The sequence below is a fragment of the Pseudomonas sp. DWRC2-2 genome, assembly GCF_049897885.1.
Taxonomy (GTDB): domain Bacteria; phylum Pseudomonadota; class Gammaproteobacteria; order Pseudomonadales; family Pseudomonadaceae; genus Aquipseudomonas; species Aquipseudomonas azotoformans_A.
Genome location: NZ_JAFCXD010000003.1, coordinates 347,411 through 369,144, shown reverse-complemented (window position 1 = coordinate 369,144; position 21,734 = coordinate 347,411). Strand labels below are relative to the sequence as shown.

The window sequence follows — 21,734 nt, the reverse complement described above, 5'->3', positions numbered from 1 at the left end:
GGTTTCTCCACTGCCCCCTGCATGCCGTCGCCGACGCACTCCTTTTCGATTAGTACGCGATCCTGTCGCCTTCTCCGCGGCGCGGCCTCATTAAGCCAAAAGCTTAATTTCCCCCCTCCATAAATGATTACGTCATTCCTATATGAATCTGACTGAACTCAAGCAAAAGCCGATTACCGACCTGCTCCAGCTGGCCGAAGAAATGGGCATAGAAAATATGGCCCGTTCGCGCAAGCAGGACGTGATTTTCTCCCTGCTGAAAAAGCACGCGAAAAGCGGCGAGGAAATCTCCGGTGATGGCGTGCTGGAGATTCTCCAGGACGGCTTCGGCTTCCTCCGCTCTGCTGACGCCTCCTATCTTGCCGGCCCAGACGATATCTACGTCTCGCCGAGCCAGATCCGTCGCTTCAACTTGCGCACCGGTGACACCATCGTTGGCAAGATCCGTCCTCCGAAGGAAGGCGAGCGTTATTTCGCCCTGCTCAAGGTCGACACGATCAACTTCGATCGTCCCGAGAATGCGAAAAACAAGATTCTCTTCGAGAACCTGACGCCGCTGTTCCCGACCGTGCGCATGAAGATGGAAGCCGGTAACGGTTCCACCGAAGACTTGACCGGTCGTGTGATCGACCTGTGCGCCCCGATCGGCAAAGGCCAGCGTGGCCTGATCGTCGCACCGCCGAAAGCCGGTAAGACCATCATGCTGCAGAACATTGCAGCGAACATCGCACGTAACAATCCTGAAGTTCACCTGATCGTGCTGTTGATCGATGAGCGTCCGGAAGAAGTGACCGAAATGCAGCGCACCGTGCGCGGCGAAGTGGTTGCCTCCACGTTCGATGAGCCGCCAACCCGCCACGTGCAGGTTGCCGAAATGGTGATCGAGAAGGCCAAGCGCCTGGTCGAACACAAAAAGGACGTGGTGATCCTGCTCGACTCCATCACCCGTCTGGCCCGTGCCTACAACACCGTGATCCCGAGCTCCGGCAAGGTATTGACCGGTGGTGTCGATGCCCACGCCCTGGAGAAACCGAAGCGTTTCTTCGGTGCTGCGCGGAACATCGAAGAAGGCGGCTCGCTGACCATTATCGCCACCGCACTGGTTGAAACCGGTTCGAAGATGGACGAAGTGATCTACGAAGAGTTCAAGGGTACTGGCAACATGGAACTGCCCCTGGACCGTCGCATCGCGGAAAAACGCGTGTTCCCGGCGATCAACATCAACCGTTCCGGCACCCGCCGTGAAGAGTTGCTGACCGCCGACGACGAACTGCAGCGCATGTGGATCCTGCGCAAGCTGCTGCACCCGATGGACGAAGTCGCTGCCATCGAGTTCCTGGTCGACAAGCTGAAAACCACCAAGACCAACGACGAGTTCTTCTTGTCGATGAAACGTAAGTAATACGACGCTTCAGGTCCGAAAGAATGGCGCCCTCAGGGGCGCCATTTTTTTTGTGCCGGTTTTTTAAGCATTCTCTGTACCCAAATGCACCGCGATAAGCTGCCAGCGGCCGCCATAGCAGGTAGGATGTACGCCTATTTTACGGGTGGCATGGTTAATGAAATTCAAGGATCTTCGGGATTTCGTGCAGCAACTTGAGCAGCGCGGAGAGTTGAAACGTATCCAGATGCCGATTTCCCCGGTGCTGGAAATGACTGAGATTTGCGACCGTACCCTGCGCAACAAGGGCCCGGCGCTGCTGTTCGAAAACCCGACCGGCTTTGATATCCCGGTGCTCGGCAACCTGTTCGGTACGCCCGAGCGCGTGGCCTTTGGCATGGGCGCCGAGTCGGTCAGCGAATTGCGCGAGATCGGCAAGTTGCTGGCCTTCCTCAAGGAACCCGAGCCGCCCAAGGGGCTGAAGGATGCCTGGTCGAAGCTGCCGATCTTCCGCAAGATCATTGCCATGGCCCCCAAAGTGGTCAAGGACGCGGTGTGCCAGGAAGTGGTCATCGAAGGCGACGATGTCGACCTGGCCATGCTGCCGGTGCAAACCTGCTGGCCAGGCGACGTCGGTCCGCTGATCACCTGGGGCCTGACCGTCACCAAGGGCCCGAACAAAGACCGCCAGAACCTCGGTATCTACCGCCAGCAAGTGATCGGCCGTAACAAGGTGATCATGCGTTGGCTGAGCCACCGTGGCGGCGCGTTGGACTTCCGCGAGTGGTGCGAAAAACACCCCGGCAAGCCGTTCCCGGTTTCCGTGGCCCTGGGTGCCGACCCGGCCACCATACTCGGCGCCGTGACCCCGGTGCCCGACAGCCTGTCCGAATACGCCTTCGCCGGCCTGTTGCGCGGTAATCGCACCGAACTGGTGAAGTGCCGTGGCAACGACCTGCAAGTGCCGGCCACGGCTGAAATCATCCTCGAAGGCGTGATTCATCCGGGTGAAATGGCCGATGAAGGCCCGTACGGCGACCACACCGGCTACTACAACGAAGTCGATAGCTTCCCGGTGTTCACCGTCGAGCGCATCACCCATCGCATCAAGCCGATTTATCACAGTACCTACACCGGCCGTCCGCCGGATGAGCCGGCGATTCTTGGCGTGGCGCTCAACGAAGTGTTTGTGCCGATCCTGCAGAAGCAATTCCCGGAGATCACCGACTTCTACCTGCCGCCTGAAGGCTGCTCGTACCGCATGGCCATCGTGACCATGAAGAAGTCGTACCCAGGCCATGCCAAGCGGGTAATGCTCGGTGTGTGGTCGTTTTTGCGACAGTTCATGTACACCAAGTTCGTTATTGTCACCGACGACGACATCAATGCCCGCGACTGGAACGACGTGATCTGGGCCATCACCACGCGCATGGACCCCAAGCGCGACACGGTGATGATCGACAACACACCGATCGACTACCTCGACTTCGCCTCGCCGGTTTCAGGCCTGGGTTCAAAGATGGGCCTGGACGCCACTCACAAGTGGCCGGGTGAAACCACCCGCGAGTGGGGCCGGGTGATCGTCAAGGATGAAGCCGTCACCGCCCGTGTCGATGCGATCTGGAAAGAATTGGGAATAGATTGATGCGTGTAACCCTGCAACCTTCCGGCGCCGTGCTGGAGCTGGTCCCCGGCGAGCGAATCCTCGAAGGCGCGCGCCGCCTGGGCTACGAATGCCCCCAGGCTTGCCGCAACGGCGTGTGCCACGTGTGCGCCGCGCTGTTGGTGGAAGGCCGGGTTCAGCAGGCCGGTGAAGTGCGTGATCACGGCGAGTTCTACACCTGTATCGCCGAGCCGCTGGAAGATTGCATTGTGTTGTGGGATGGCGTGCTGGCGCCGGGAGAGTTGCCGTTGCGCAAGTTGTCGTGCCAATTGAGTGAATGCGTCGAGGTGGGTGGCGATGTGTGGCGCGTGCGCCTGCGTGCGCCGGCCGGCAAGGCGGTGCGTTACCACGCCGGGCAATACCTGATGATCGAGCGTGAGAACGGCGAGAAGTCAGCGTTTTCCCTGGCCTCCGCGCCCCACGCCGGGCGCGAACTGGAGCTGCATGTACTGGCCCGCGAGGACAGCGCGCGCACCTTGCTTGAGCAGCTGCAACGCAACCAGATGGCGCGCGTCGAGCTGCCTTTTGGTGATACCCACCTGGCCGAGCTGCCGGATGGGCCGCTGGTGCTGATCGCCGCCGGCACCGGCATGGCGCAGATGCACAGCCTGATCGAACACTGCCGCGCTTCCGGCTTCAAACACCCGGTGCACCTGTACTGGGGCGTGCGCCGTCCGGAAGATTTCTACGAGATTGAGCATTGGGACCAGTGGCTGCAACTGCCCAACCTGTTCCTGCACAAAGTCGTCAGCGACCTGTGCGGCTGGGAAGGGCGCTGCGGGCTGTTGCATGAAGCGGTGTGCGAAGACATCACCGACCTCAAGGCTGTGCACGTCTACGCCAGCGGTTCACCGGCCATGATCTACGGCACGCTGGATGCGCTGGTCGAGGCTGGCATGGATGCGCACCAGATGCGTGCCGATGTGTTTGCCTACGCGCCACGCCCCTAAAAGCGTACGCCAGTGGTGACCATCGCCGCATTGAACCCCAGCAACACCACCTCCGCCGCCACCGGCCCGTAATGCGCGCCCACCGACGGAATGATCACCGGCGCCACGCCGAAACGGTTCAACGGGATCTTGTCGCGGTACTTGCCGCGATAACCCTGGATCGCCCCGCCTGTCAGCTTCAAATACACCGGATAGTCGGCCATGTCGTAGCGCTTGCCCGCATACGCGTAGTACGAACGCTGCCGAAACGAGTTGCGAAACGTCGCCCCGCCATACACAAAACCTGAGGCTTCATTGCGCTCCAGGCCGATCAGGTCCTGGTTGTTATTGTGCTCGGGGTCGGGCGCGAAGTGCCGGGTGTAGACGCTGGTCTGCGCGTACCAGAAGCCCTTGTCGTCTTCAATGGCCGGCGCTTCGCCCGCCAACGCGGTGGTGGCCTGGGCCAGGAACAGCAGGCCAGGCAGTCGGAATTTTTTCATGGGGGCGACCTCGGTAGTCGGTTTGATGGGCGGCTAGGTGGGTCGTGATCTGTGTCCTATTTTGACGGCTTGCCACGTTTCCAGGCTGAACCGGGGCTGAAAGTAGCGGGATTGGCCCCTGCAATCCTGACGAGTGGGCCATTTTGCTTATGCATTCGCTTATGCTTTAAAGGTATTTAATTTGTTACATAAATATCCTTAAGCTATATCGCAACGGACTACCGACTCAATCACAACCACCAACAACTGACCGCCACCGCCCGCCAGCCGGATCGATCGTATGAACTCAGAGCACGACGTTCTGGTTTTTGATTCAAGGGGAGCGGTATGGGGAGCTACAAGCAACACGCGCTGTACTCGGCGATTTTGTCGGCCAATTTGCTGACCGCCGTGGGTTTCAATCCAGTCTTCGCGGCCGAAACGTCCGCCACCGATGTGCCCAAGCTCGACACCGTGATCGTCACCGGCACCCGCGCCCAAGAGCGCACGGCCAGTGCGTCGCTGTCGCCGATCGATGTGATTTCCGGCGACACCCTGCGCAGCACCGGTTCCGATGAGCTGGGGGCGGTGTTGGCGCGGCTGATTCCATCAATCAACTTCCCGCGCCCAAGCCTGGTGGACGGCGCCGAACTGGTGCGCCCTGCGCAGTTGCGCGGGCTGTCGCCGGATCAGGTGCTGGTGCTGGTCAATGGCAAGCGCCGCCACACCAGTGCTTTCGTCAACTTGGGTGGGGCGGTGGGCCGCGGCTCGGCGCCGGCGGATTTGAATGCGATTCCGCTGTCGGCGGTCGACCATATCGAAGTGCTGCGCGACGGCGCCTCCGCGCGCTACGGCTCGGACGCGATTGCCGGGGTGATCAACGTGATCCTCAAGCACGCCGACCATGGCGGCTCGATCTCCTCCAAGTTCGGCGAGTACAAGAAGGGCGACGGCATCCAGCGCAATCTGAGTGGCAACACCGGCGTGGCATTGGGTGATAACGGCTTTATCAACCTCTCGGCCGAAGGCGCCGACAACGATTACACCAACCGCGCCGGCAAGGATTTCCGCTCAGCCAGCGTAGGCTCCACGACCTACGGCCAGCAGGTGTTTCGCCAGGGCGAGCCGGCCACCAATGAAGGCAAATTCCAGTTCAACTCGGAATATTCCTTCAATGATGCGGCCGAGTTCTACACCTTCGGCGGCTACAGCAAGCGGCGCGGCGAGACGGCGGCGTTCTACCGGGCGAGCAATGCGTCCAACAATATTCCGGCGCTCAATCCCAATGGCTACCTGCCGTTGATCAAGGGCAACCTGGAAGACACGTCGTTGGTGGTGGGCCTGCGCGGGCTGTTGGCCTATGACTGGCATTACGACCTGTCGGCCAACTACGGCAAGAACCAGTACGAACTGAGCACCGAAACCATCAACACGTCACTGGGCCTGGCCACACCGCGCAAGTTCGACAACGGCACCCTGAGCAACGACCAGAAGCAAGTCAGCCTGGACCTGTCCCGTGAATTTGACCTGGGCTTCCTGCCGTATCCGGTCTCCGTGGCCTTTGGTGGCGAATACCTGCGCCAGGGTTATGAGATTGAAGCAGGTGAGCCAGCGTCCTACTACCAGACCGGCAGTTCGGGCCTCGGCGGTTTCCGTGATGCCGACGCCGGCAGCAGTTCGCGCCACAACTGGGCGCAGTACCTGGACCTGGAAACCAACTTCACCGAAAAACTCAGCGCCTCGGCGGCCGTACGGCATGAGGATTACAGTGACTTCGGTTCCAACGTCAGCGGCTCGCTGTCGGCCCGCTACGACTTCACCCCGCAGGTGGCTCTGCGCGGCAGCATTTCCAACGGTTTCCGCGCGCCGTCCCTGGCTCAGCAGAACTTTGCGTTCACCTCATCGCAGTTGATCGGCAGCGACATCCGCGAGGCCGGTACTTTCCCGGCCTCCAGCCAGGTCGCACGCCTGCTGGGCGCGGAGGACCTGAAGGCCGAGAAGTCACGTAACTACAGCCTTGGCCTGGTACTGGAGCCCGCCGATGACCTGACCGTGACGGTGGACGTATACCGCATCGATATTCGTGACCGTATCAGCCTGTCGTCGAACCTCAACCTGGACCCGGCCACCCAGGCTTATCTGCGCGCCAATGGCGTGGGCAACATCAACTACACAACCGCCCGCTACTTCACCAATGCCACCGACACCAGCACCGACGGCGTCGATCTGGTTGCCAACTACCGCTACCAGTTCGATAACGGCATCCGCTGGAACAGCACCGTCGGCTACAACTACAACCACACCAAGGTCACGGATGTGAAGCCCAACCCGGCCATCCTCGACAGCCTGGGTGCCAATCTGGTGCGGGTGGATCGTCGCGAGAAAAGCGGTTTGCTGGGCGATACCACGCCTGAACACAAGTTGAGCTTGGGTAACGACTTCACCTTCGGCAATTGGGCGCTGCACAGCAACCTGGTCCGCTATGGTGAATTCACCAGCTACCAGGCCGACAAGGTCAACGACCAGACCTTCAAGGCGGCTTGGGTGCTGGATTTGTCGGCGGACTACAAGCTGAAGAACTGGACCTTCACCCTCGGCGGCGACAACGTCACCGATAAATACCCGGAAAAAGTCAATGCCTTCGCCAGCAGCGGCGGCAACCTCGCCTACAGCACTTTTTCGCCGTACGGTTACAGCGGCGCGTTTTATTACGGTAAAGTTGCTTACAACTGGTAACACACAGGAGGCGTCCCGCTATTCGCCATGACCGCCATTGAAACCGATCTTCTGCAATTGGCTTACCCTCCGCGGCTCGATCTTGGGCCGCAACTCACTCACGAACAATTGATGAGCTCGATGCAGGCCACCATGGCCCGGCATAAGGGTGGGCCGGTCTGGCTGTTTGCGTACGGTTCGCTGATCTGGCGCCCTGAGTGTTCGTCCACCGAGCGCATGCGGGCACGGGTCCACGGTTATCACCGGGGCCTGTACCTGTGGTCCCACGAGCACCGGGGCACACCGGAAATTCCAGGGTTGGTCTTTGGGCTGGATCGCGGCGGTTCCTGCAGCGGGTTTGCCTACCGCTTGCCGGAGGATCAGCTGGAGGCCTCGCTCTACGCCTTGTGGCAGCGCGAAATGCCTTATCCCTCCTACCGGCCGCATTGGCTCAGTTGCCGTCTCGAAGATGGCAGCACGGTGCAGGCGTTGGGATTTGTCTTGGAGCGGCACTTGCCCAGCTACGCCGGCAACTTGCCCGACATCGTGCTGAACCATGTGTTGCAGAGCGCTTGCGGGCGTTACGGCACCACTCGCGATTATGTCGAGCAGACCGTCAACGCCCTGCGTAGCCACGCCATGCCAGATAAGAACCTGGAGGCGCGGCTCAAGCGTTGTGCGAAGGACTGTTCAGGCGGTTAACGCGCCGAACTCACGCTGTTGGTGTGCCACAGCGTCGGGATCAGGAAGGCGATGGCCAAAATGCACGCGCCGATCAGCAGCACGAAACCACCGTCCCAACCGAAATGGTCCACGGTGTAGCCCATGGCCGCACTCGCCGCCACCGAACCCCCCAGGTAACCGAACAGACCGGTGAAACCCGCAGCGGTGCCGGCGGCTTTCTTCGGTGCCAGTTCCAGCGCCTGCAGGCCGATCAGCATCACCGGGCCGTAGATCAGGAAGCCGATGGAGAACAGCGCGATCATGTCGATCATCGGGTTGCCCGGCGGGTTGAGCCAGTACACCAGGGTCGCCACGGTCACCAGTGCCATGAACACGATGCCGGTCAGGCCACGGTTGCCACGGAAGATCTTGTCCGACATCCAGCCGCACAGCAGCGTGCCCGGAATACCGGCCCACTCATAGAAGAAGTACGCCCACGAGGATTTATCCACGGTGAAGTGCTTGGCTTCTTTCAAGTAGGTCGGCGCCCAGTCCAGCACGCCGTAGCGCAGCAGGTAGACGAACACGTTGGCGAAGGCGATGTACCACAGCATTTTGTTGCGCAGCACGTACTTGACGAAGATTTCCTTGGCGCTGAATTCGTCTTCGTGGCTGGCGTCGTAGCCTTCCGGGTAGTCGTTCTTGTACTTCTCGATTGGCGGCAGGCCGACCGATTGCGGGGTGTCGCGCATGGTGATGAAGGCAAATGCCGCTACGGCCAGGGCCACGGTGGCCGGCACGTAGAACGCCGCGTGCCAGTCGTTGAACCAGGCCATACCCAGCAGGAACAGCGGGCCGATCAGGCCGCCGCCGACGTTATGCGCCACGTTCCACACGGACACCACGCCGCCGCGTTCTTTCTGCGACCACCAGTGCACCATGGTGCGTCCACTCGGCGGCCAGCCCATGCCTTGGGCCCAGCCGTTGATGAACAGCAAAATGAACATCATGGTCACGCTGGACGTCGCCCAAGGTGCGAAACCGAAAATGAACATCACCCCGGCCGAAACCAGCAGGCCGAAGGGCAGGAAGTAGCGCGGGTTGGAGCGGTCGGACACCAGGCCCATAAGGAACTTGGACAGGCCGTAGGCAATCGCGATGGCCGACATCGCCAGGCCCAGTTCGCCACGGGTGTAACCCTCGTCGATCAAGTAGGGCATGGCCAGGGAGAAGTTTTTGCGCAGCAGGTAGTAACCGGCGTAACCGAAGAAAATACCGGCGAAGATCTGCCAGCGCAGGCGTCGGTAGGTACTGTCTATTTTTTCTTCAGGCAGGGGCGCCTGGTGGGCGGCAGGACGAAAGAAAGCAAACATTCAAGAGCTCCAAATTTCTTGTTTTGACTGCGGATGCGAATGTTACAGTTTCGTTACCGAAAATAGCATCGCCTCTTATCTGCAAACACAGGAAATGAGAGCAATTGCATGTTCTCTTACGAACATGTCGCGAATAGATAAGTGGTGGTCGTTTTATCAGTATGGGGCTGGCGAGCAGCCCCAACGACGGCTCAGCGGGTTTGTACGACCACTTTACCAACAGCCCGGCGCTGCCCCAGGTCATTGATCGCCTGGGCGGCCTGCTCCAGCGGGTACACCTGCGACACCAGCGGCTTGAGCTTGCCTTCACCATACCAACTGAACAACTGCTGGAAGTTCGCCGCATTGTCCTGCGGTTGGCGCTGGGCAAACGAACCCCAGAACACTCCGACCACCGCCGCACCCTTGAGCAACGCCAGGTTCACCGGCAGCTCCGGTATGCGCCCGCTGGCAAAACCCACCACCAGCAGGCGGCCGTTCCAGGCAATGGCACGGATGGCCTGGTCAAACAGGTCGCCACCCACCGGGTCGTAGATCACGTCGGCGCCGTTGCCGTCGGTGAGGCGCTTGATCTCGTCTTTCAGGCTGGCTTCGCTGTAGTTGATCAGCTCATCGGCGCCGGCGGCCTTGGCCACTGCGAGTTTGTCGGCACTGCTGGCGGCGGCGATTACCCGCGCGCCCATGGCCTTGCCGATTTCAACGGCGGCCAGGCCCACGCCACCGGAGGCGCCGAGCACCAGCAGGGTTTCGCCGGGTTGCAGGTTGGCGCGTTGTTTCAGCGCGTGCATGGACGTGCCGTAGGTCATGCTGAAGGCGGCGGCGGTATTGAAGTCCATGCTCGGCGGAATCGGCAGCACGTTGTAGCCGGGCACCGCGACCTGCTCGGCAAAGCTGCCCCAGCCGGTCAGCGCCATCACCCGGTCACCGACTTTGAGGTGGCTGACCTTTTCCCCGACTTCACTGACCACGCCCGCTGCCTCGCCACCCGGCGAAAACGGGAAAGGTGGCTTGAACTGGTACTTGCCCTCGATGATCAGCGTGTCCGGGAAGTTGACCCCGGCGGCATGCACGTCCAGCAGGATTTCGTTCTTCTTGATCGCCGGGCTGGCGATCTCTTCCAGCACCAGGGTTTCGGCAGGGCCGAAGGCTTTGCACAGCACAGCTTTCATCGGACTATTCCTTTTGGCGTCGTGGCCGATAAGTGTAGGAGGGTACGCCCGTGGGTCAACGAGCATGCCCCGGCCTGATAAGCCGCCATAAGCTTGTGCTCTGCCTTGCTAGCGTTATGCTACCCGGCAACCGAATGTGAGGAATGAACTGTGAAAGCGTGGATCCTGTTGATGCTGGCCCTGACGTTGCCCATGGCAGCCCAGGCCGAAGAAGCCAAAGAAGGCGAGGCGCCGAAGGTCAGCTATATCAGTCTGAGCCCGCCGTTCGTGGGCAACTACGGCCTGGATGGCACTGCGAAACTCAAGGTGTTCAAGGCCGACATCGCCCTGCGCGTGACCGGCCCCGAAGCGGCTGCTGCCGTCAAAGCCAACGACGCGCTGATCCGCAACCAACTGGTGGCGTTGTTCACCCAGCAGACCAACGAGGCCATGAGTACCGTTGAAGGCAAGGAAAAACTGCGTCAGGAGGCCCTGAAGCAAACCCAGCAAGTGATGAATGACGAGACCGGCAAGCCGGTGGTGGAGGACCTGTTGTTCAACAACCTGATCATCCAGTAGTCGCTTTAGGGTACGGTTCAGGAAGCCAGGCTCTTCCTGAACCGCGCCAGTGCCACCGCAAAAAACACCAACCCAATCCCCGCCAGCGCCAGCAAATCCGGCCACACCACGCTCACCCCCGCATCCCGAAACAGAATCGCCGCACTCAAACTCACAAAATGCGTCGACGGCGACCCTTGCATCACCCACTGCAACCACTCGGGCATGCTGTCCAACGGCGTACTGCCGCCGGAGAGCAGCAGCATCGGGATGATCACCGGAATCGCCAGCAGGCCGAACTGCGGCGTCGATCGCGCGAGCGTCGCCAGGAAAATCCCCAAGGCCGTACTGGCAAACAAGTACAACGCAGTCACGAACAGAAACAAGCTCAATGACCCGGCCAGCGGCACGCCGAGGAGCCCTTTGACCACTACTTCCAACGACAGCCAGGTACAGAGCACCACCACCAGCATGTTGCTCCAGATTTTCGCCAACATGATCTCCAGCGCCGTCAGCGGCAGCACCAGCAGATGGTCGAGGGTGCCGTGTTCGCGTTCGCGCAGCAGGGCGGTGCCGGTCAGGATAATGGCGAGGATGGTGATGTTGTTGACGATCTGAATCACCGCCAAAAACCATCCACCCTCCAGGTTGGTGTTGAACAGCGCGCGCGTCGTGAGCAGGGCGGGCGCCTGGCTGGCGGCGGCTTGCCCGCTGTAGGCCAGCAATTCGCGCTGGAAAATCCGCCCAATGTAGCCGGCTCCCATGAACGCCTGGCTCATGGCCGTGGCGTCCACGTTCACCTGCACGCCGGGTTGGCGACCGGCCAGCAGGTCAGCCTGGAAGTTCGCCGGCACATTGATCACGAAGGTGTATTCGCCGCTGTCCATGACCTTGTCCAACTGGTCGTAGGCCAGAGGGGTAGGCGCTTGAAACTCGGGCGGCTGCAGCACTTCGGCCAGTTGCCGCGACAGCGAACTGTGGTCTTCATCGACAAACGCCACGCTGGCGTTGTGCACGCCAATCACCGAGCCGGCGGCGGGCATATAGATGGCGACGGTGAAGGCGTAGAACAGAAACAGCAGCAACACGCTGTCATGGCGCAGGCTGGTCAGTTCCTTAATGCCCAGGCGCAGAATATGCGCGAACTTATGCATCAGGCCTCCTGCTTCTTGAGCATGACCAGGCTCAGCCCGGTAAACCCGACAAAGAACCCGAACAGCGCCAGGCATTGCGGCCACAACTGGCGCAGGCCCAAGGCCTTGGTGAAGGTGCCCACGGCGACATCCAGGAAGTGCCCCGCCGGAAACAGCATGCCCATCAACGCCGCTGCGCCTTCAAGGGACGAGCGCGGCACGATCAGTCCGGAGAATTGAATGGTCGGCAGGCTGGTGATGATCATGGTGCCGAGGATCGCCGCGATCTGGGTGCGAGTGAACGCCGAAATCAGCAGGCCCATGCTGGTGGTCGCCAGCACATAGAGCAGGCCGCCGAACGCCAGCGTCAGGCCGCTGCCCTTGAACGGCACGCCGAACAGCCAGCGGTTCATCGCCACCAATACCGCCAGGTTGACCAGGCTCACGGCCAGGTACGGCGCCTGTTTGCCGAGCAGGAATTCCAGGCGGGTCAGGGGCGTGGCGTAGAAGTTGGTGATCGAGCCCAGTTCCTTCTCGCGCACGATGCCGAGGGCGGTGAGCATCGCTGGGATAAACGCCAGGATCAGCGCCATCACACCGGGGCCGATGGCGTTGACGCTGACCACGTCCTGGTTATAGCGAAAGCGCGTTTCCAGCTTGGCGGCTGCTGGATTGTTGCGCGGCAGGCTGCTCAGTTCGGCCAGTTGCTGCAGGTTTTCCTGGTGCACGGCCTCGACATAGTTGCGGCTGGTTTCCGCGCGAAACGGCATGCCGCCATCGAGCCAGGCGGCCACGCTGGGCTGGCGGCCAGCGTAGAGATCGCGGCCAAAGCCGGGTGGGATCTCCAGGGCCAGTTTGATTTCCGAACGTTGCAGGCGCCGGTGCAATTCAGTTGAGTCCTGAATCGGCGGCTGCTCGGCGAAATAGCGTGAACTGCGAAATGCCTCCAGGTAGGCGCGGCTTTGCGGTGTCTGGTCCTGGTCGTAGACGGCGAAGGCGAGCTTTTCCACATCCAGGGAAATGCCGTAGCCGAAGATCACCATCATGAACATCGCGCCCAGCAACGCGAAGGCCATGCGCACCTTGTCGCGCAGCAGCTCTTTGCCTTCGCGGCTGGCCACGGCCAATAGGCGGGCCAGGCTGAAGCCGCGTTTGCTCACCGGCGGCGCGCTGGTTTCGCTGACGGTTGCGGCGGGCGCAGTGGGCTCCGGTTCACCCTGGGCTTGCTCCAGGCAGGTGACGAACGCGGCTTCCAAGGTGTCGCCCTGGAACTGCCGTTGCAACGCATCCGGCGTATCGCAGGCGAGCACCTTGCCCGCGTGCATCAGCGAAATGCGGTCGCAGCGCTGGGCCTCGTTCATAAAGTGCGTGGACAGGAAAATCGTCACACCTTGTTCGCGGGACAGCTCGATCAGCAATCGCCAGAAATCATCTCGCGCCGCCGGGTCGACGCCCGACGTGGGTTCATCGAGGATCAGCACTTCCGGGCGATGCAGCACTGCCACGGCCAATGACAAACGTTGGCGCAGGCCGAGGGGCAGTTCGCCGGAGGGCTGTTCGGCCACGTCGCCGAGGTCGAAACGCTGGATCAGCTCATCGATGCGCGGGCCGCTGTCGGCCTTGGGCAAGTCGAACAATTGTGCATGTAGCACCAGGTTCTGGCGCACGCTGAGTTCGCCATACAGCGAGAAGCTTTGTGACATGAAACCCACGCGCTTGCGGGTCGCCAGGTCCTTGGCGTTCACCGGGTTACCCAGCAGCGTCGCGCTGCCTTCGGTAGCGGGCATCAGCCCGGTGAGCACCTTCATGGTGGTGGTCTTGCCGCAGCCGTTGGAGCCGAGGAAGCCGAAGATCTCGCCGCGGCCAATGGCGAAGCTGACCTTGTTCACGGCGGTGAAATCACCGAAACGCAGGGTCAGGTCGTGAGCTTCGATGGCGATATCGGCGTTGTCGCTTTCCCTGGGCGGAATCACCAGCGGCTGGTTGTTGTGGGCGCTGTCGCCTTGGAAGTGGGTGAAGGCGTCGTCCAGTTTGCCGCTGGCGGTTGCGCCCGCCAATTCACGGCTTAGTCCGTCTGCAATCAGCTTGCCGCGATCGAGCATCAGGCAATGTTCGAATTGCTCGGCTTCTTCCATGTAGGCCGTGGCCACCAGCAGCGTCAGTTGCGGGCGTTCTTGGCGGACGCTTTCGACCAGCTCCCAGAAGCGCCGACGTGACAGTGGGTCGACGCCGGTGGTGGGCTCGTCGAGGATCAACAGGTCCGGGTCGTGGATCAGCGCGCAACACAGGCCGAGTTTCTGCTTCATCCCGCCGGAGAGCTTGCCGGCCGGGCGTTCTGCAAAGCGCGCAAGGTCGGTGGCCAGCAGCAGGTTGTGCATGCGCTGGTCGCAGTCGGCTTTCGACAGGCCAAACAACGTGGCAAAGAAACGGATGTTCTCGCTGATGGACAACTCAGGATACAAGTTGCCGCCCAGCCCTTGAGGCATAAAGGCGATGCGCGGGTACAGGCTGTTGCGGTGGCGGCGGTCTTCAATCGCACCGCCCAGCACTTGCAGTTGACCGTCCTGGAGCTTTTTGACCCCGGCGATCAAGCCCAGCAGGCTCGACTTGCCCGCACCATCCGGCCCGATCAACCCGCAACGCGTACCGGCTGGCAGGCTGAACGTGATGTCGACCAGGGCCTGTTGCTTGCCATAGCGATGGTTGATCGCCGTGGCTTGCAGCGCCAGGGCGGTCATTGCAGGTTGGCCGGCCAGTCGATATCAGCCGTGCGCACGTAGCCGGCGCCGGGCATGCCGGGTTTGGCCTGGGGCACGGCGCTGGGTTGAGTCAGGCGCAGTTTGACGCGGAACACCAGTTTCTGGCGTTCGTCGCGGGTTTCCACTTCCTTGGGGGTGAACTGGGATTTGGCGGCGACAAAGCTGATCTTCGCCGGCAGCGGTTGGTCGGGCAGGGCGTCGAGCAGAATGCGCGCGTCGCTGCCGACGGTCAGGCGGCCGGTGACGGAGGCCGGCAGGTAGAGGTTCATGTATTGATCGTTGGGGTCGATCAGCAACAGGACGCGCCCGCCCGCGCCGAGCACTTCGCCCGGCTCGGCCAGGCGCAGTTGGATAATCCCGTCGATGGGCGCGCGCAGGCTGCTGTCATCGATCTCACTGGTGAGCTGGGCGACCTGGGCTTCGGCGGCGCCAATCGCCGCCTTCACCGAATTGACTTGGGCTTGCGCGGCAATCACGGCGGCGTTGCCGGTGTTCTGCCGTGCCTGTTGTTGGTCAATCAACTGGCTGCTGGCGAAGCCGCGTTTGTACAGCTCCTGGGTGCGCTTGAGTTCCTGGTTGGCCAGCAGTTGCTCGCTCTGGCGCAATTGCACGTTGGCCTCGGCGGCCGCGAAGTTTTCCTTGGCGCGCAGCACTTCGGCTTCGGCCTGGGCGCGCTGGGCTTCCAGCGTGCGGGTGTCCATGCGTGCGAGCAGTTGGCCTTTGAGGACCTTGTCGCCTTCGTCCACGCGTACTTCGGCCAGGCGGCCGGGGATCTTGGCGGCGATCTGCATTTCGGTGGATTCCAGGCGGCCATTGCCCATGCTCAGGCCTTCGGGCAGGCGGTCCTGGGTGGAGCGCCAGTAACCGAAGCCGCCGGCACCCAGCAACAGGGCGATGAGGGCGATGGCGAAAAGGCGTGAGGCGTGGTGGTTCGTCGACATGGCTGCTTCCTGCGGCATTAGCGTCCTAGTTTGATCGGTTTGCCCCGGTGGGGCTTTGATGCCGGTCAGTTAAAGCAAATTGATCACGGCGGCCCATTGCTCGGGCGTGACGGCCATCACTGAAAGGCGGCTGCCTTTTTGCACCAGGGGCAGTTCGGCAAGGGCGGTTTGTTGTTTGAGGTAGCCCAGGCCAAGCACGTTGGGGAAGGTCTGGACGTGGGCGACGTTGATCGCGCTCCACGGATTTTTTTCCGGGGTGGCCTTGGCGTCGAAGTAGTGGCTTTCGGGCTCCAGCGCGGTGGGGTCCGGGTAGGCCGCCTCGACGATTTTGCCGATGCCGGCAATGCCCGGCTCCGGGCAACTGGAGTGGTAGAAGAAAAATTGGTCACCCACTGCCATGGCACGCAGGAAGTTGCGCGCCTGGTAGTTACGCACCCCGTCCCAGCGCGCTTCGCCGAGCTTTTCAAGGCCTTTGATAGAGAGTTCGTCGGGCTCGGATTTCATCAGCCAATAGGCCATTTTTGGGCTCCTGAAAAAAGCAGTGGGCAAGTTGTCAGGCAATTTGATGACAAACCGACAGTCGGTTGGCGCCAAGGTTTGCGTGTTGGTTCACGTTACCGCAGAATGCCGGCTTTTAAAGCTTGACGCAGCTGCAACGGACTACTTTGGAACGTTGTTGTCATCGTGTACGAGGTGCCTGCAGGGGGGCAATCGATGCAACGTAAACCGGATTTACTATGGATTTTGGTGATTTTGTTTGGTCTGGGCGTCGTGACCACCGGGTATGCCCAAAGCTTATGGTCGAACAAGACCGATGCGCCCGTTGAACTGGCTCAGCAGCAGCCGCAACCGTTCAAACGCTGACTCTTCTTCAAGGCGCCGCTGATTCCAGTGGCGTCTTCGCACTATACCAATGCTTATCGGTGACGGTGCCCGCCAACGGCACATCCCAGCTTGCCTGTATCAATCGATCGACCTTTTGACATTCATGGGCCAGGCCCAACAGCGTCGGCTTGCGCCAGCTTTGGCGGCGCGCCAGGTAAGCCAGGCTGCGATCGTAGAACCCGCCGCCCATGCCCAGGCGTCCACCGGCATCATCGAACCCCACCAACGGCAGCAGCACCAGGTCCAGTGCCCAGACTTTGCGTTGGCGGCTGATGTTCACCCTGGGTTCCAGGATGCGAAAGCGATTGGGCAACAGCTTTTCCCCGGGCCTGACGCGCTGGAACACCATCTTGGTCCGTGGCCAGGCGCTGAGCACCGGCAGGTAAGTGGCCTTGCCCCGGCGCTGGGCGGCGCGCAGCAGCAGGCGCGGATCGATTTCACCGTCCGTCGGTAGATACAAAGAGATATGTTTGGCCCGGCGAAACAGCGGGTGCTGTGCCAGTTGCCGATACAGGCCCTGGGCGGCCTTGCGTTGCTCGCTCGGCGTGAGGGCGCGGCGGGCTTTGCGCAACATGCGTCGAAGTTGCGGACGGGAAAGCGGCGCAGGTTCGGTCATGGTTTCCGGCTCATAAAACAATGCCAGTCCGAGGACTGGCATTGAGTTTGGGAATTCAGGCTCCCCGACAGAGCCGCTGTCGACTTAGCCCTTGAACCCGAAAGTTCAAGGTGGAAGATGCAGTAGGCTTTAAGGCTTTCCGTCTAGCGGACATGCACACCAGCCCAACGTGCAACTTCCAGGGTAGTGCGAATCGGCTCAGGGACATCGCCGACTGGCAAACACGCCAGGGAGTGGGGCGAGTATACCTTAAACCGTCGCGGCAATCAGCCCTTGGGTGCGTCTGAATCGCTGGAAAGCACCAGATCGACACGCTCCAGCAGGTCACGCACCTGCTCACGTGTCGAGCCGCTGGCCTGCACGTCAGGGCGTTCCTGCTTATGCAGCAGATCGTGGGTAATGTTCAGCGCGGCCATCACGGCGATACGGTCGGCGCCAATCACTTTGCCGCTGCTGCGGATTTCACGCATCTTGCCATCCAGGTAGCGGGCGGCGCTCACCAGGTTGTTGCGCTCTTCCTGGGGGCAGATGATCGAATATTCTTTATCCAGGATCTGCACGGTGACGCTATTGCTTGAACTCATGAGTCTTGCTCCAGGGCCTTCAGGCGCGAAATCATCGATTCGACCTTACGCCGGGCGATTTCGTTTTTTTCAATGAGGTGAGCGCGTTCCTCGCGCCAGGTCTTTTCCTGAGCTAATAGGAGTCCGTTTTGGCTCTTTAGTTGCTCGACCCGGGTAATTAGCAATTCGAGTCTGGCCATCAGCGCTTGCAGGTCGGTGTCTTCCATTGGGTTCCACTGGATTTGTCTGATGAATGGCAACTGCAGGATAAACGATCTGACGCCCTTGATAGTCTTGGTACGTCTGCCGGTGCTAGGATACAGCGCTCCATTCTAGACATTGCGCCGTCTGGCGCCTAGCTCACCATGCCTATTCAGAACTCCCCGTACGACGCTTTTTCCAAACTGCTGAGCACCAGCGGCCACCCTTGCTCGCCTGCTGAACTGCACGGCGTATTGCTGGGCCGTAGCTGCACCGGCGTTGGCTTTGATGCCGACAACTGGCTGGCTGACGTGGCCGAGCTGCTTGAGACCGAGCCGACCGACAACGTGCGTAACGCGCTGATCGGCCTGCAAGAGATGGTCAAGGGCGAGCTGACCGGTGATGACGTCACCGTGGTCCTGCTGCTGCCGACCGACGACGCACCGCTTGCCGAACGCGCCGCTGCCCTGGGCCAATGGTGCCAAGGCTTCCTCCACGGTTTCGGCGTCAACGCCGGCGGCCTGGAACTGAGCACCGACGCCAAGGAAGTGTTGCAGGATCTGGCCGCGATCTCCCAGGTGCAAGACGCCCTGGAAGAGTCCGAAGACGGCGAAGGCGACTACATGGAAGTCATGGAATACCTGCGCGTCGCGCCGCTGCTGCTGTTCACCGAGACCAAGAAGTCCGCTGAACCCGCTGCACCCAAGCCGTCGCTGCACTAAGAAAGGAAGCCCATCTGCCCATGATCCATATCCCCCGAGCGGAATACACCCGACGCCGCAAGGCGCTCATGGCGCAGATGGAACCCAACAGCATCGCGATCCTGCCGGCTGCCGCCGTGGCGATCCGCAATCGCGATGTCGAACACGTGTACCGCCAGGACAGTGACTTCCAGTACCTGAGCGGTTTCCCCGAGCCGGAAGCGGTGATCGTGCTGATGCCCGGCCGCCAACACGGCGAGTACGTGCTGTTCTGTCGCGAGCGCAACGCCGAACGCGAACTGTGGGACGGCCTGCGCGCCGGCACCGAAGGTGCGATCCGTGACTTTGGCGCCGACGACGCGTTCCCCATCACCGATATCGACGACATCCTGCCCGGCCTCATCGAAGGTCGCGACCGGGTGTACTCGGCCATGGGCAGCAATGCCGAGTTCGACCGGCACCTGATGGAATGGATCAACGTGATCCGCTCCAAGGCCCACCTGGGCGCCCAGCCACCGAACGAATTCGTTGCGCTGGATCATCTGCTCCACGACATGCGCCTGTATAAATCGGCTGCGGAAGTGAAGGTGATGCGCGAGGCCGCGCGAATCTCCTGCGCCGCCCACGTGAAGGCGATGCAGGCCAGCCGTGCCGGTCTCCATGAGTTCAGCCTGGAAGCCGAGCTGGATTATGAATTCCGCAAAGGCGGCGCGAAAATGCCGGCCTACGGCTCCATCGTCGCCGCCGGGCGCAACAGCTGCATCCTGCATTACCAGCAGAATGACGCGGTGCTCAAGGACGGCGACCTGGTGCTGATCGACGCCGGTTGTGAGATCGACTGCTATGCCAGCGACATCACCCGCACCTGGCCGGTCAATGGCAAATTTTCGCCGGAACAGAAGGCGATCTACGAAATTGTGCTGGCTTCCCAGGAAGCCGCCTTTGCCGAAATCGCCCCGGATAAGCATTGGAACCAGGCGCATGAGGCCACCGTGAAGGTGATTACTGCCGGTTTGGTGAAGCTGGGGTTGCTGCAGGGTGACGTCGACGAGTTGATCGCCAGCGAAGCCTATAAAGCCTTCTACATGCACCGCGCTGGCCACTGGTTGGGCATGGATGTGCATGATGTGGGCGAGTACAAAGTGGGCGGTGAATGGCGGGTGCTGGAAGTCGGCATGGCGCTGACCGTAGAGCCGGGCATTTATATTTCGCCGGACAATCCGAATGTGGCAAAGAAATGGCGTGGCATTGGCGTACGCATCGAGGACGACGTGGTAGTGACCAAGCAAGGCTGTGAAATCCTGACCGGTGGCGTGCCCAAGACCGTCGCTGAAATTGAAGCGCTGATGGCGGCTGCCCGATGAGCCGGGTCAACCTGGCAATCATTGGCGGCGGCCTGGTCGGTGCCAGCCTGGCGCTGGCGTTGCAGGCTGGGGCCAAGGCGCGCGGCTGGAAGATCGTGCTGATCGAGCCCTTTGCGCCGGGCGACAGCTACCAGCCGAGCTACGATGCTCGCTCTTCTGCGTTGTCCTTTGGTGCGCGGCAGATCTATCAGCGCCTGGGCTTGTGGCAAGAGATTTCGCGCCGCGCCGAGCCGATCAAGCAGATTCATGTGTCTGACCGTGGGCGTTTCTCCACCGCGCGCCTGTCCGCCATGGAAGAGGGCGTGCCGGCCCTCGGCTATGTGGTGGAAAACGCCTGGCTGGGCCAATGCCTGTGGCAAGGCCTGGACAAAGAGGTGGTCAGCTGGCGTTGCCCGGCCGAAGTCACACGCATGGAACCGCTGCCCGATGGCTACCGCCTGACCCTCAATGATGAAACCGTGCTGGAATGCGACCTCGCCGTGCTGGCTGACGGTGGCCGTTCCGGTTTGCGCGAGCAATTGGGCATCGGCGTGAAAACCCGCCCGTACAACCAGAGCGCGCTGATCGCCAACATCACCCCCAGCGAATCCCATAACGGTGAAGCCTTCGAGCGTTTCACCGACGAGGGCCCGATGGCCTTGCTGCCGCTGCCGGACAACCGCTGCGCACTGGTGTGGACGCGCATCGGCATGGACGCGCAACGCCTGGCCAATCTCGACGAGCGCAGCTTTTTGAGCGAGTTGCAGGGCGTGTTCGGCTACCGCCTGGGCACGCTGAAGCAAGTCGGCGCCCGTCATCTGTACCCGCTGACACTGGTTGAAGCCGAGGAGCAAGTGCGCTCCCACCTGGCGATCCTCGGCAACGCGGCCCACAGCCTGCACCCGATTGCGGGGCAGGGCTTCAACCTGTCCCTGCGTGATGCAAATGCATTGGCTGAAGCCTTGTTGGCGGGACCGCAAGTGCCGGGTGACCTGGCCACCTTGCAGGGTTATCGCGAGCGTCAGCGCCTGGACCAGAAACTTACCGTGGGCTTCTCCGACCAGGTCACGCGCCTGTTTGGCAGCGCTCAACCGTTGGTCGCCCTGGGCCGCAACATGGGCCTGCTGGGCCTGGACCTGCTGCCGCCCGCCAAACGCTGGTTCGCCCGTCAGGCCATGGGCCTGGGTACCCGTCCCGATGCGTAACTGGTTGATTGAGCGCCTGGGCAAGGCGCGGTTATTGCGCTGGTTCCTGAGCCTGTACCCGCCGTACCTCGGCGCGGGTGTACGGGTGCAAGAACTGAGCGCGGACTTCCGGCATGTCAAAGTGCGCATGGGCCTGGGCTGGTACAACCGCAATTACGTCGGCACGCAGTTTGGCGGCAGCCTGTATTCGATGGTCGACCCGTTCTACATGCTGCTGTTGATGGAGAACCTGGGCCGCGATTACATCGTGTGGGACAAAGCGGCGAGCATCGATTTCATCTCGCCCGGCAAAGGCCCGGTGTATGCCGAGTTTTCCATCGACGAGGCTTTGCTCGATGAAGTCCGCCGGCAGACCGACGGGGGCGAGAAGTACCTGCCCCACCTCAAGGTTGAGATTCATGACGGCTCCGGCACCCTGGTGGCGCGGGTCGACAAAACCCTTTACGTGCGGCGCAAGCCGCCAGCGAGACAGGCTTAA

Annotated in this window: 21 protein-coding genes and 1 other RNA gene; 11 read left to right on the top strand and 11 right to left on the bottom strand. The window is 61.3% G+C overall.

What is annotated here, in order from left to right:
• Window positions 1–142: 142 nt before the first annotated feature.
• The 3 genes from rho (at window position 143) to ACP7EW_RS17010 (ending at window position 3,994) form a co-directional block, all read left to right on the top strand.
• The gene (gene rho, locus ACP7EW_RS17020) at window positions 143–1,402 is read left to right on the top strand and encodes a transcription termination factor Rho (RefSeq protein ID WP_016973082.1); all 1,260 of its coding nucleotides are present in this window, start codon (window positions 143–145) and stop codon (window positions 1,400–1,402) included.
• A 157-nt stretch (window positions 1,403–1,559) separates the two neighbouring features.
• Window positions 1,560–3,026 (top strand): 4-hydroxy-3-polyprenylbenzoate decarboxylase, encoded by a 1,467-nt coding sequence (gene ubiD / locus ACP7EW_RS17015; RefSeq protein WP_003176824.1) that lies wholly within the window; start codon window positions 1,560–1,562, stop codon window positions 3,024–3,026.
• Window positions 3,026–3,994 carry a CDP-6-deoxy-delta-3,4-glucoseen reductase gene (locus tag ACP7EW_RS17010; RefSeq protein ID WP_033897532.1) on the top strand — a complete coding sequence of 323 codons (969 nt, stop codon included), beginning with the start codon at window positions 3,026–3,028 and terminating at the stop codon, window positions 3,992–3,994. Before ubiD ends, ACP7EW_RS17010 begins: the two co-directional genes overlap by 1 nt.
• Here the strand turns inward: ACP7EW_RS17010 and ACP7EW_RS17005 are convergent.
• Window positions 3,991–4,473, bottom strand: a complete 483-nt coding sequence (locus ACP7EW_RS17005; RefSeq protein WP_426218488.1) for a sn-glycerol-3-phosphate transporter — start codon at window positions 4,471–4,473, stop codon at window positions 3,991–3,993. The two genes, ACP7EW_RS17010 and ACP7EW_RS17005, sit on opposite strands and share 4 nt — an antisense overlap.
• A gap of 327 nt (window positions 4,474–4,800) precedes the next feature.
• Between ACP7EW_RS17005 and ACP7EW_RS17000 the strand changes: the two genes are divergently transcribed.
• Complete coding sequence (locus ACP7EW_RS17000; protein ID WP_426218486.1) at window positions 4,801–7,188, top strand: TonB-dependent receptor plug domain-containing protein; 2,388 nt, start codon at window positions 4,801–4,803, stop codon at window positions 7,186–7,188.
• Window positions 7,189–7,215: 27 nt separating this feature from the next.
• Window positions 7,216–7,869, top strand: coding sequence for a gamma-glutamylcyclotransferase (locus ACP7EW_RS16995; RefSeq protein ID WP_426218483.1), 654 nt, complete (start codon window positions 7,216–7,218; stop codon window positions 7,867–7,869).
• On the opposite strand, the gene glpT is transcribed toward ACP7EW_RS16995, so the two are convergent.
• Both glpT and ACP7EW_RS16985 read right to left on the bottom strand, forming a co-directional pair.
• Window positions 7,866–9,203, bottom strand: coding sequence for a glycerol-3-phosphate transporter (gene glpT / locus ACP7EW_RS16990; protein ID WP_033897536.1), 1,338 nt, complete (start codon window positions 9,201–9,203; stop codon window positions 7,866–7,868). The two genes, ACP7EW_RS16995 and glpT, sit on opposite strands and share 4 nt — an antisense overlap.
• A gap of 191 nt (window positions 9,204–9,394) precedes the next feature.
• Window positions 9,395–10,372, bottom strand: coding sequence for an NADPH:quinone oxidoreductase family protein (locus ACP7EW_RS16985; protein WP_068935477.1), 978 nt, complete (start codon window positions 10,370–10,372; stop codon window positions 9,395–9,397).
• Between the two features lie 150 nt (window positions 10,373–10,522).
• Here ACP7EW_RS16985 and ACP7EW_RS16980 point away from each other — a divergent pair, with 150 nt between their 5' ends.
• The gene (locus tag ACP7EW_RS16980; protein ID WP_016978962.1) at window positions 10,523–10,930 is read left to right on the top strand and encodes a flagellar basal body-associated protein FliL; all 408 of its coding nucleotides are present in this window, start codon (window positions 10,523–10,525) and stop codon (window positions 10,928–10,930) included.
• 17 nt (window positions 10,931–10,947) lie between these two features.
• On the opposite strand, the gene ACP7EW_RS16975 is transcribed toward ACP7EW_RS16980, so the two are convergent.
• The 4 genes from ACP7EW_RS16975 to ACP7EW_RS16960 all read right to left on the bottom strand — a co-directional run bounded on the left by ACP7EW_RS16975 (window position 10,948) and on the right by ACP7EW_RS16960 (window position 16,261).
• The gene (locus ACP7EW_RS16975) at window positions 10,948–12,063 is read right to left on the bottom strand and encodes an ABC transporter permease (RefSeq protein WP_426218480.1); all 1,116 of its coding nucleotides are present in this window, start codon (window positions 12,061–12,063) and stop codon (window positions 10,948–10,950) included.
• On the bottom strand, window positions 12,063–14,780 hold the full coding sequence (rbbA, locus tag ACP7EW_RS16970; protein WP_426218478.1) for a ribosome-associated ATPase/putative transporter RbbA: 2,718 nt from the start codon (window positions 14,778–14,780) through the stop codon (window positions 12,063–12,065). The genes ACP7EW_RS16975 and rbbA overlap by 1 nt, the downstream gene beginning before the upstream one ends.
• Window positions 14,777–15,742 (bottom strand): HlyD family secretion protein, encoded by a 966-nt coding sequence (locus tag ACP7EW_RS16965; RefSeq protein WP_426218476.1) that lies wholly within the window; start codon window positions 15,740–15,742, stop codon window positions 14,777–14,779. The genes rbbA and ACP7EW_RS16965 overlap by 4 nt, the downstream gene beginning before the upstream one ends.
• A gap of 69 nt (window positions 15,743–15,811) precedes the next feature.
• Entirely contained in the window at window positions 15,812–16,261 is a 450-nt protein-coding gene (locus ACP7EW_RS16960) for an EVE domain-containing protein (RefSeq protein WP_426127180.1), read from the bottom strand.
• A 195-nt stretch (window positions 16,262–16,456) separates the two neighbouring features.
• On the opposite strand from ACP7EW_RS16960, the gene ACP7EW_RS16955 reads away from it, so the two are divergent.
• A complete protein-coding gene (locus ACP7EW_RS16955) occupies window positions 16,457–16,606 on the top strand; it encodes a hypothetical protein (RefSeq protein WP_010207387.1) in 150 nt (49 codons plus the stop codon).
• 7 nt (window positions 16,607–16,613) lie between these two features.
• Here the strand turns inward: ACP7EW_RS16955 and ACP7EW_RS16950 are convergent, their stop codons facing one another.
• The 4 genes from ACP7EW_RS16950 to ACP7EW_RS16935 form a co-directional block, all read right to left on the bottom strand.
• Window positions 16,614–17,243: a 5-formyltetrahydrofolate cyclo-ligase gene (locus ACP7EW_RS16950; protein WP_033897543.1), complete on the bottom strand. Its 630-nt coding sequence runs from the start codon at window positions 17,241–17,243 to the stop codon at window positions 16,614–16,616.
• Between the two features lie 57 nt (window positions 17,244–17,300).
• A non-coding RNA gene (gene ssrS / locus ACP7EW_RS16945) (6S RNA) lies at window positions 17,301–17,479 on the bottom strand.
• 30 nt (window positions 17,480–17,509) lie between these two features.
• Window positions 17,510–17,827, bottom strand: a complete 318-nt coding sequence (locus ACP7EW_RS16940) for a cell division protein ZapA (RefSeq protein WP_003176812.1) — start codon at window positions 17,825–17,827, stop codon at window positions 17,510–17,512.
• The gene (locus tag ACP7EW_RS16935) at window positions 17,824–18,033 is read right to left on the bottom strand and encodes a TIGR02449 family protein (protein WP_007982902.1); all 210 of its coding nucleotides are present in this window, start codon (window positions 18,031–18,033) and stop codon (window positions 17,824–17,826) included. The genes ACP7EW_RS16940 and ACP7EW_RS16935 overlap by 4 nt, the downstream gene beginning before the upstream one ends.
• Before the next feature lie 138 nt (window positions 18,034–18,171).
• On the opposite strand from ACP7EW_RS16935, the gene ACP7EW_RS16930 reads away from it, so the two are divergent.
• From ACP7EW_RS16930 to ACP7EW_RS16915, 4 genes are read left to right on the top strand one after another with little or no spacing between them, the layout of a single operon-like run.
• Window positions 18,172–18,729 (top strand): YecA family protein, encoded by a 558-nt coding sequence (locus tag ACP7EW_RS16930; protein ID WP_021492630.1) that lies wholly within the window; start codon window positions 18,172–18,174, stop codon window positions 18,727–18,729.
• 20 nt (window positions 18,730–18,749) lie between these two features.
• The gene (gene pepP / locus ACP7EW_RS16925) at window positions 18,750–20,072 is read left to right on the top strand and encodes a Xaa-Pro aminopeptidase (RefSeq protein WP_426218473.1); all 1,323 of its coding nucleotides are present in this window, start codon (window positions 18,750–18,752) and stop codon (window positions 20,070–20,072) included.
• Window positions 20,069–21,256: a 2-octaprenyl-6-methoxyphenyl hydroxylase gene (ubiH, locus tag ACP7EW_RS16920; RefSeq protein WP_033897545.1), complete on the top strand. Its 1,188-nt coding sequence runs from the start codon at window positions 20,069–20,071 to the stop codon at window positions 21,254–21,256. Before pepP ends, ubiH begins: the two co-directional genes overlap by 4 nt.
• The gene (locus ACP7EW_RS16915; protein ID WP_426218471.1) at window positions 21,249–21,734 is read left to right on the top strand and encodes a DUF4442 domain-containing protein; all 486 of its coding nucleotides are present in this window, start codon (window positions 21,249–21,251) and stop codon (window positions 21,732–21,734) included. Before ubiH ends, ACP7EW_RS16915 begins: the two co-directional genes overlap by 8 nt.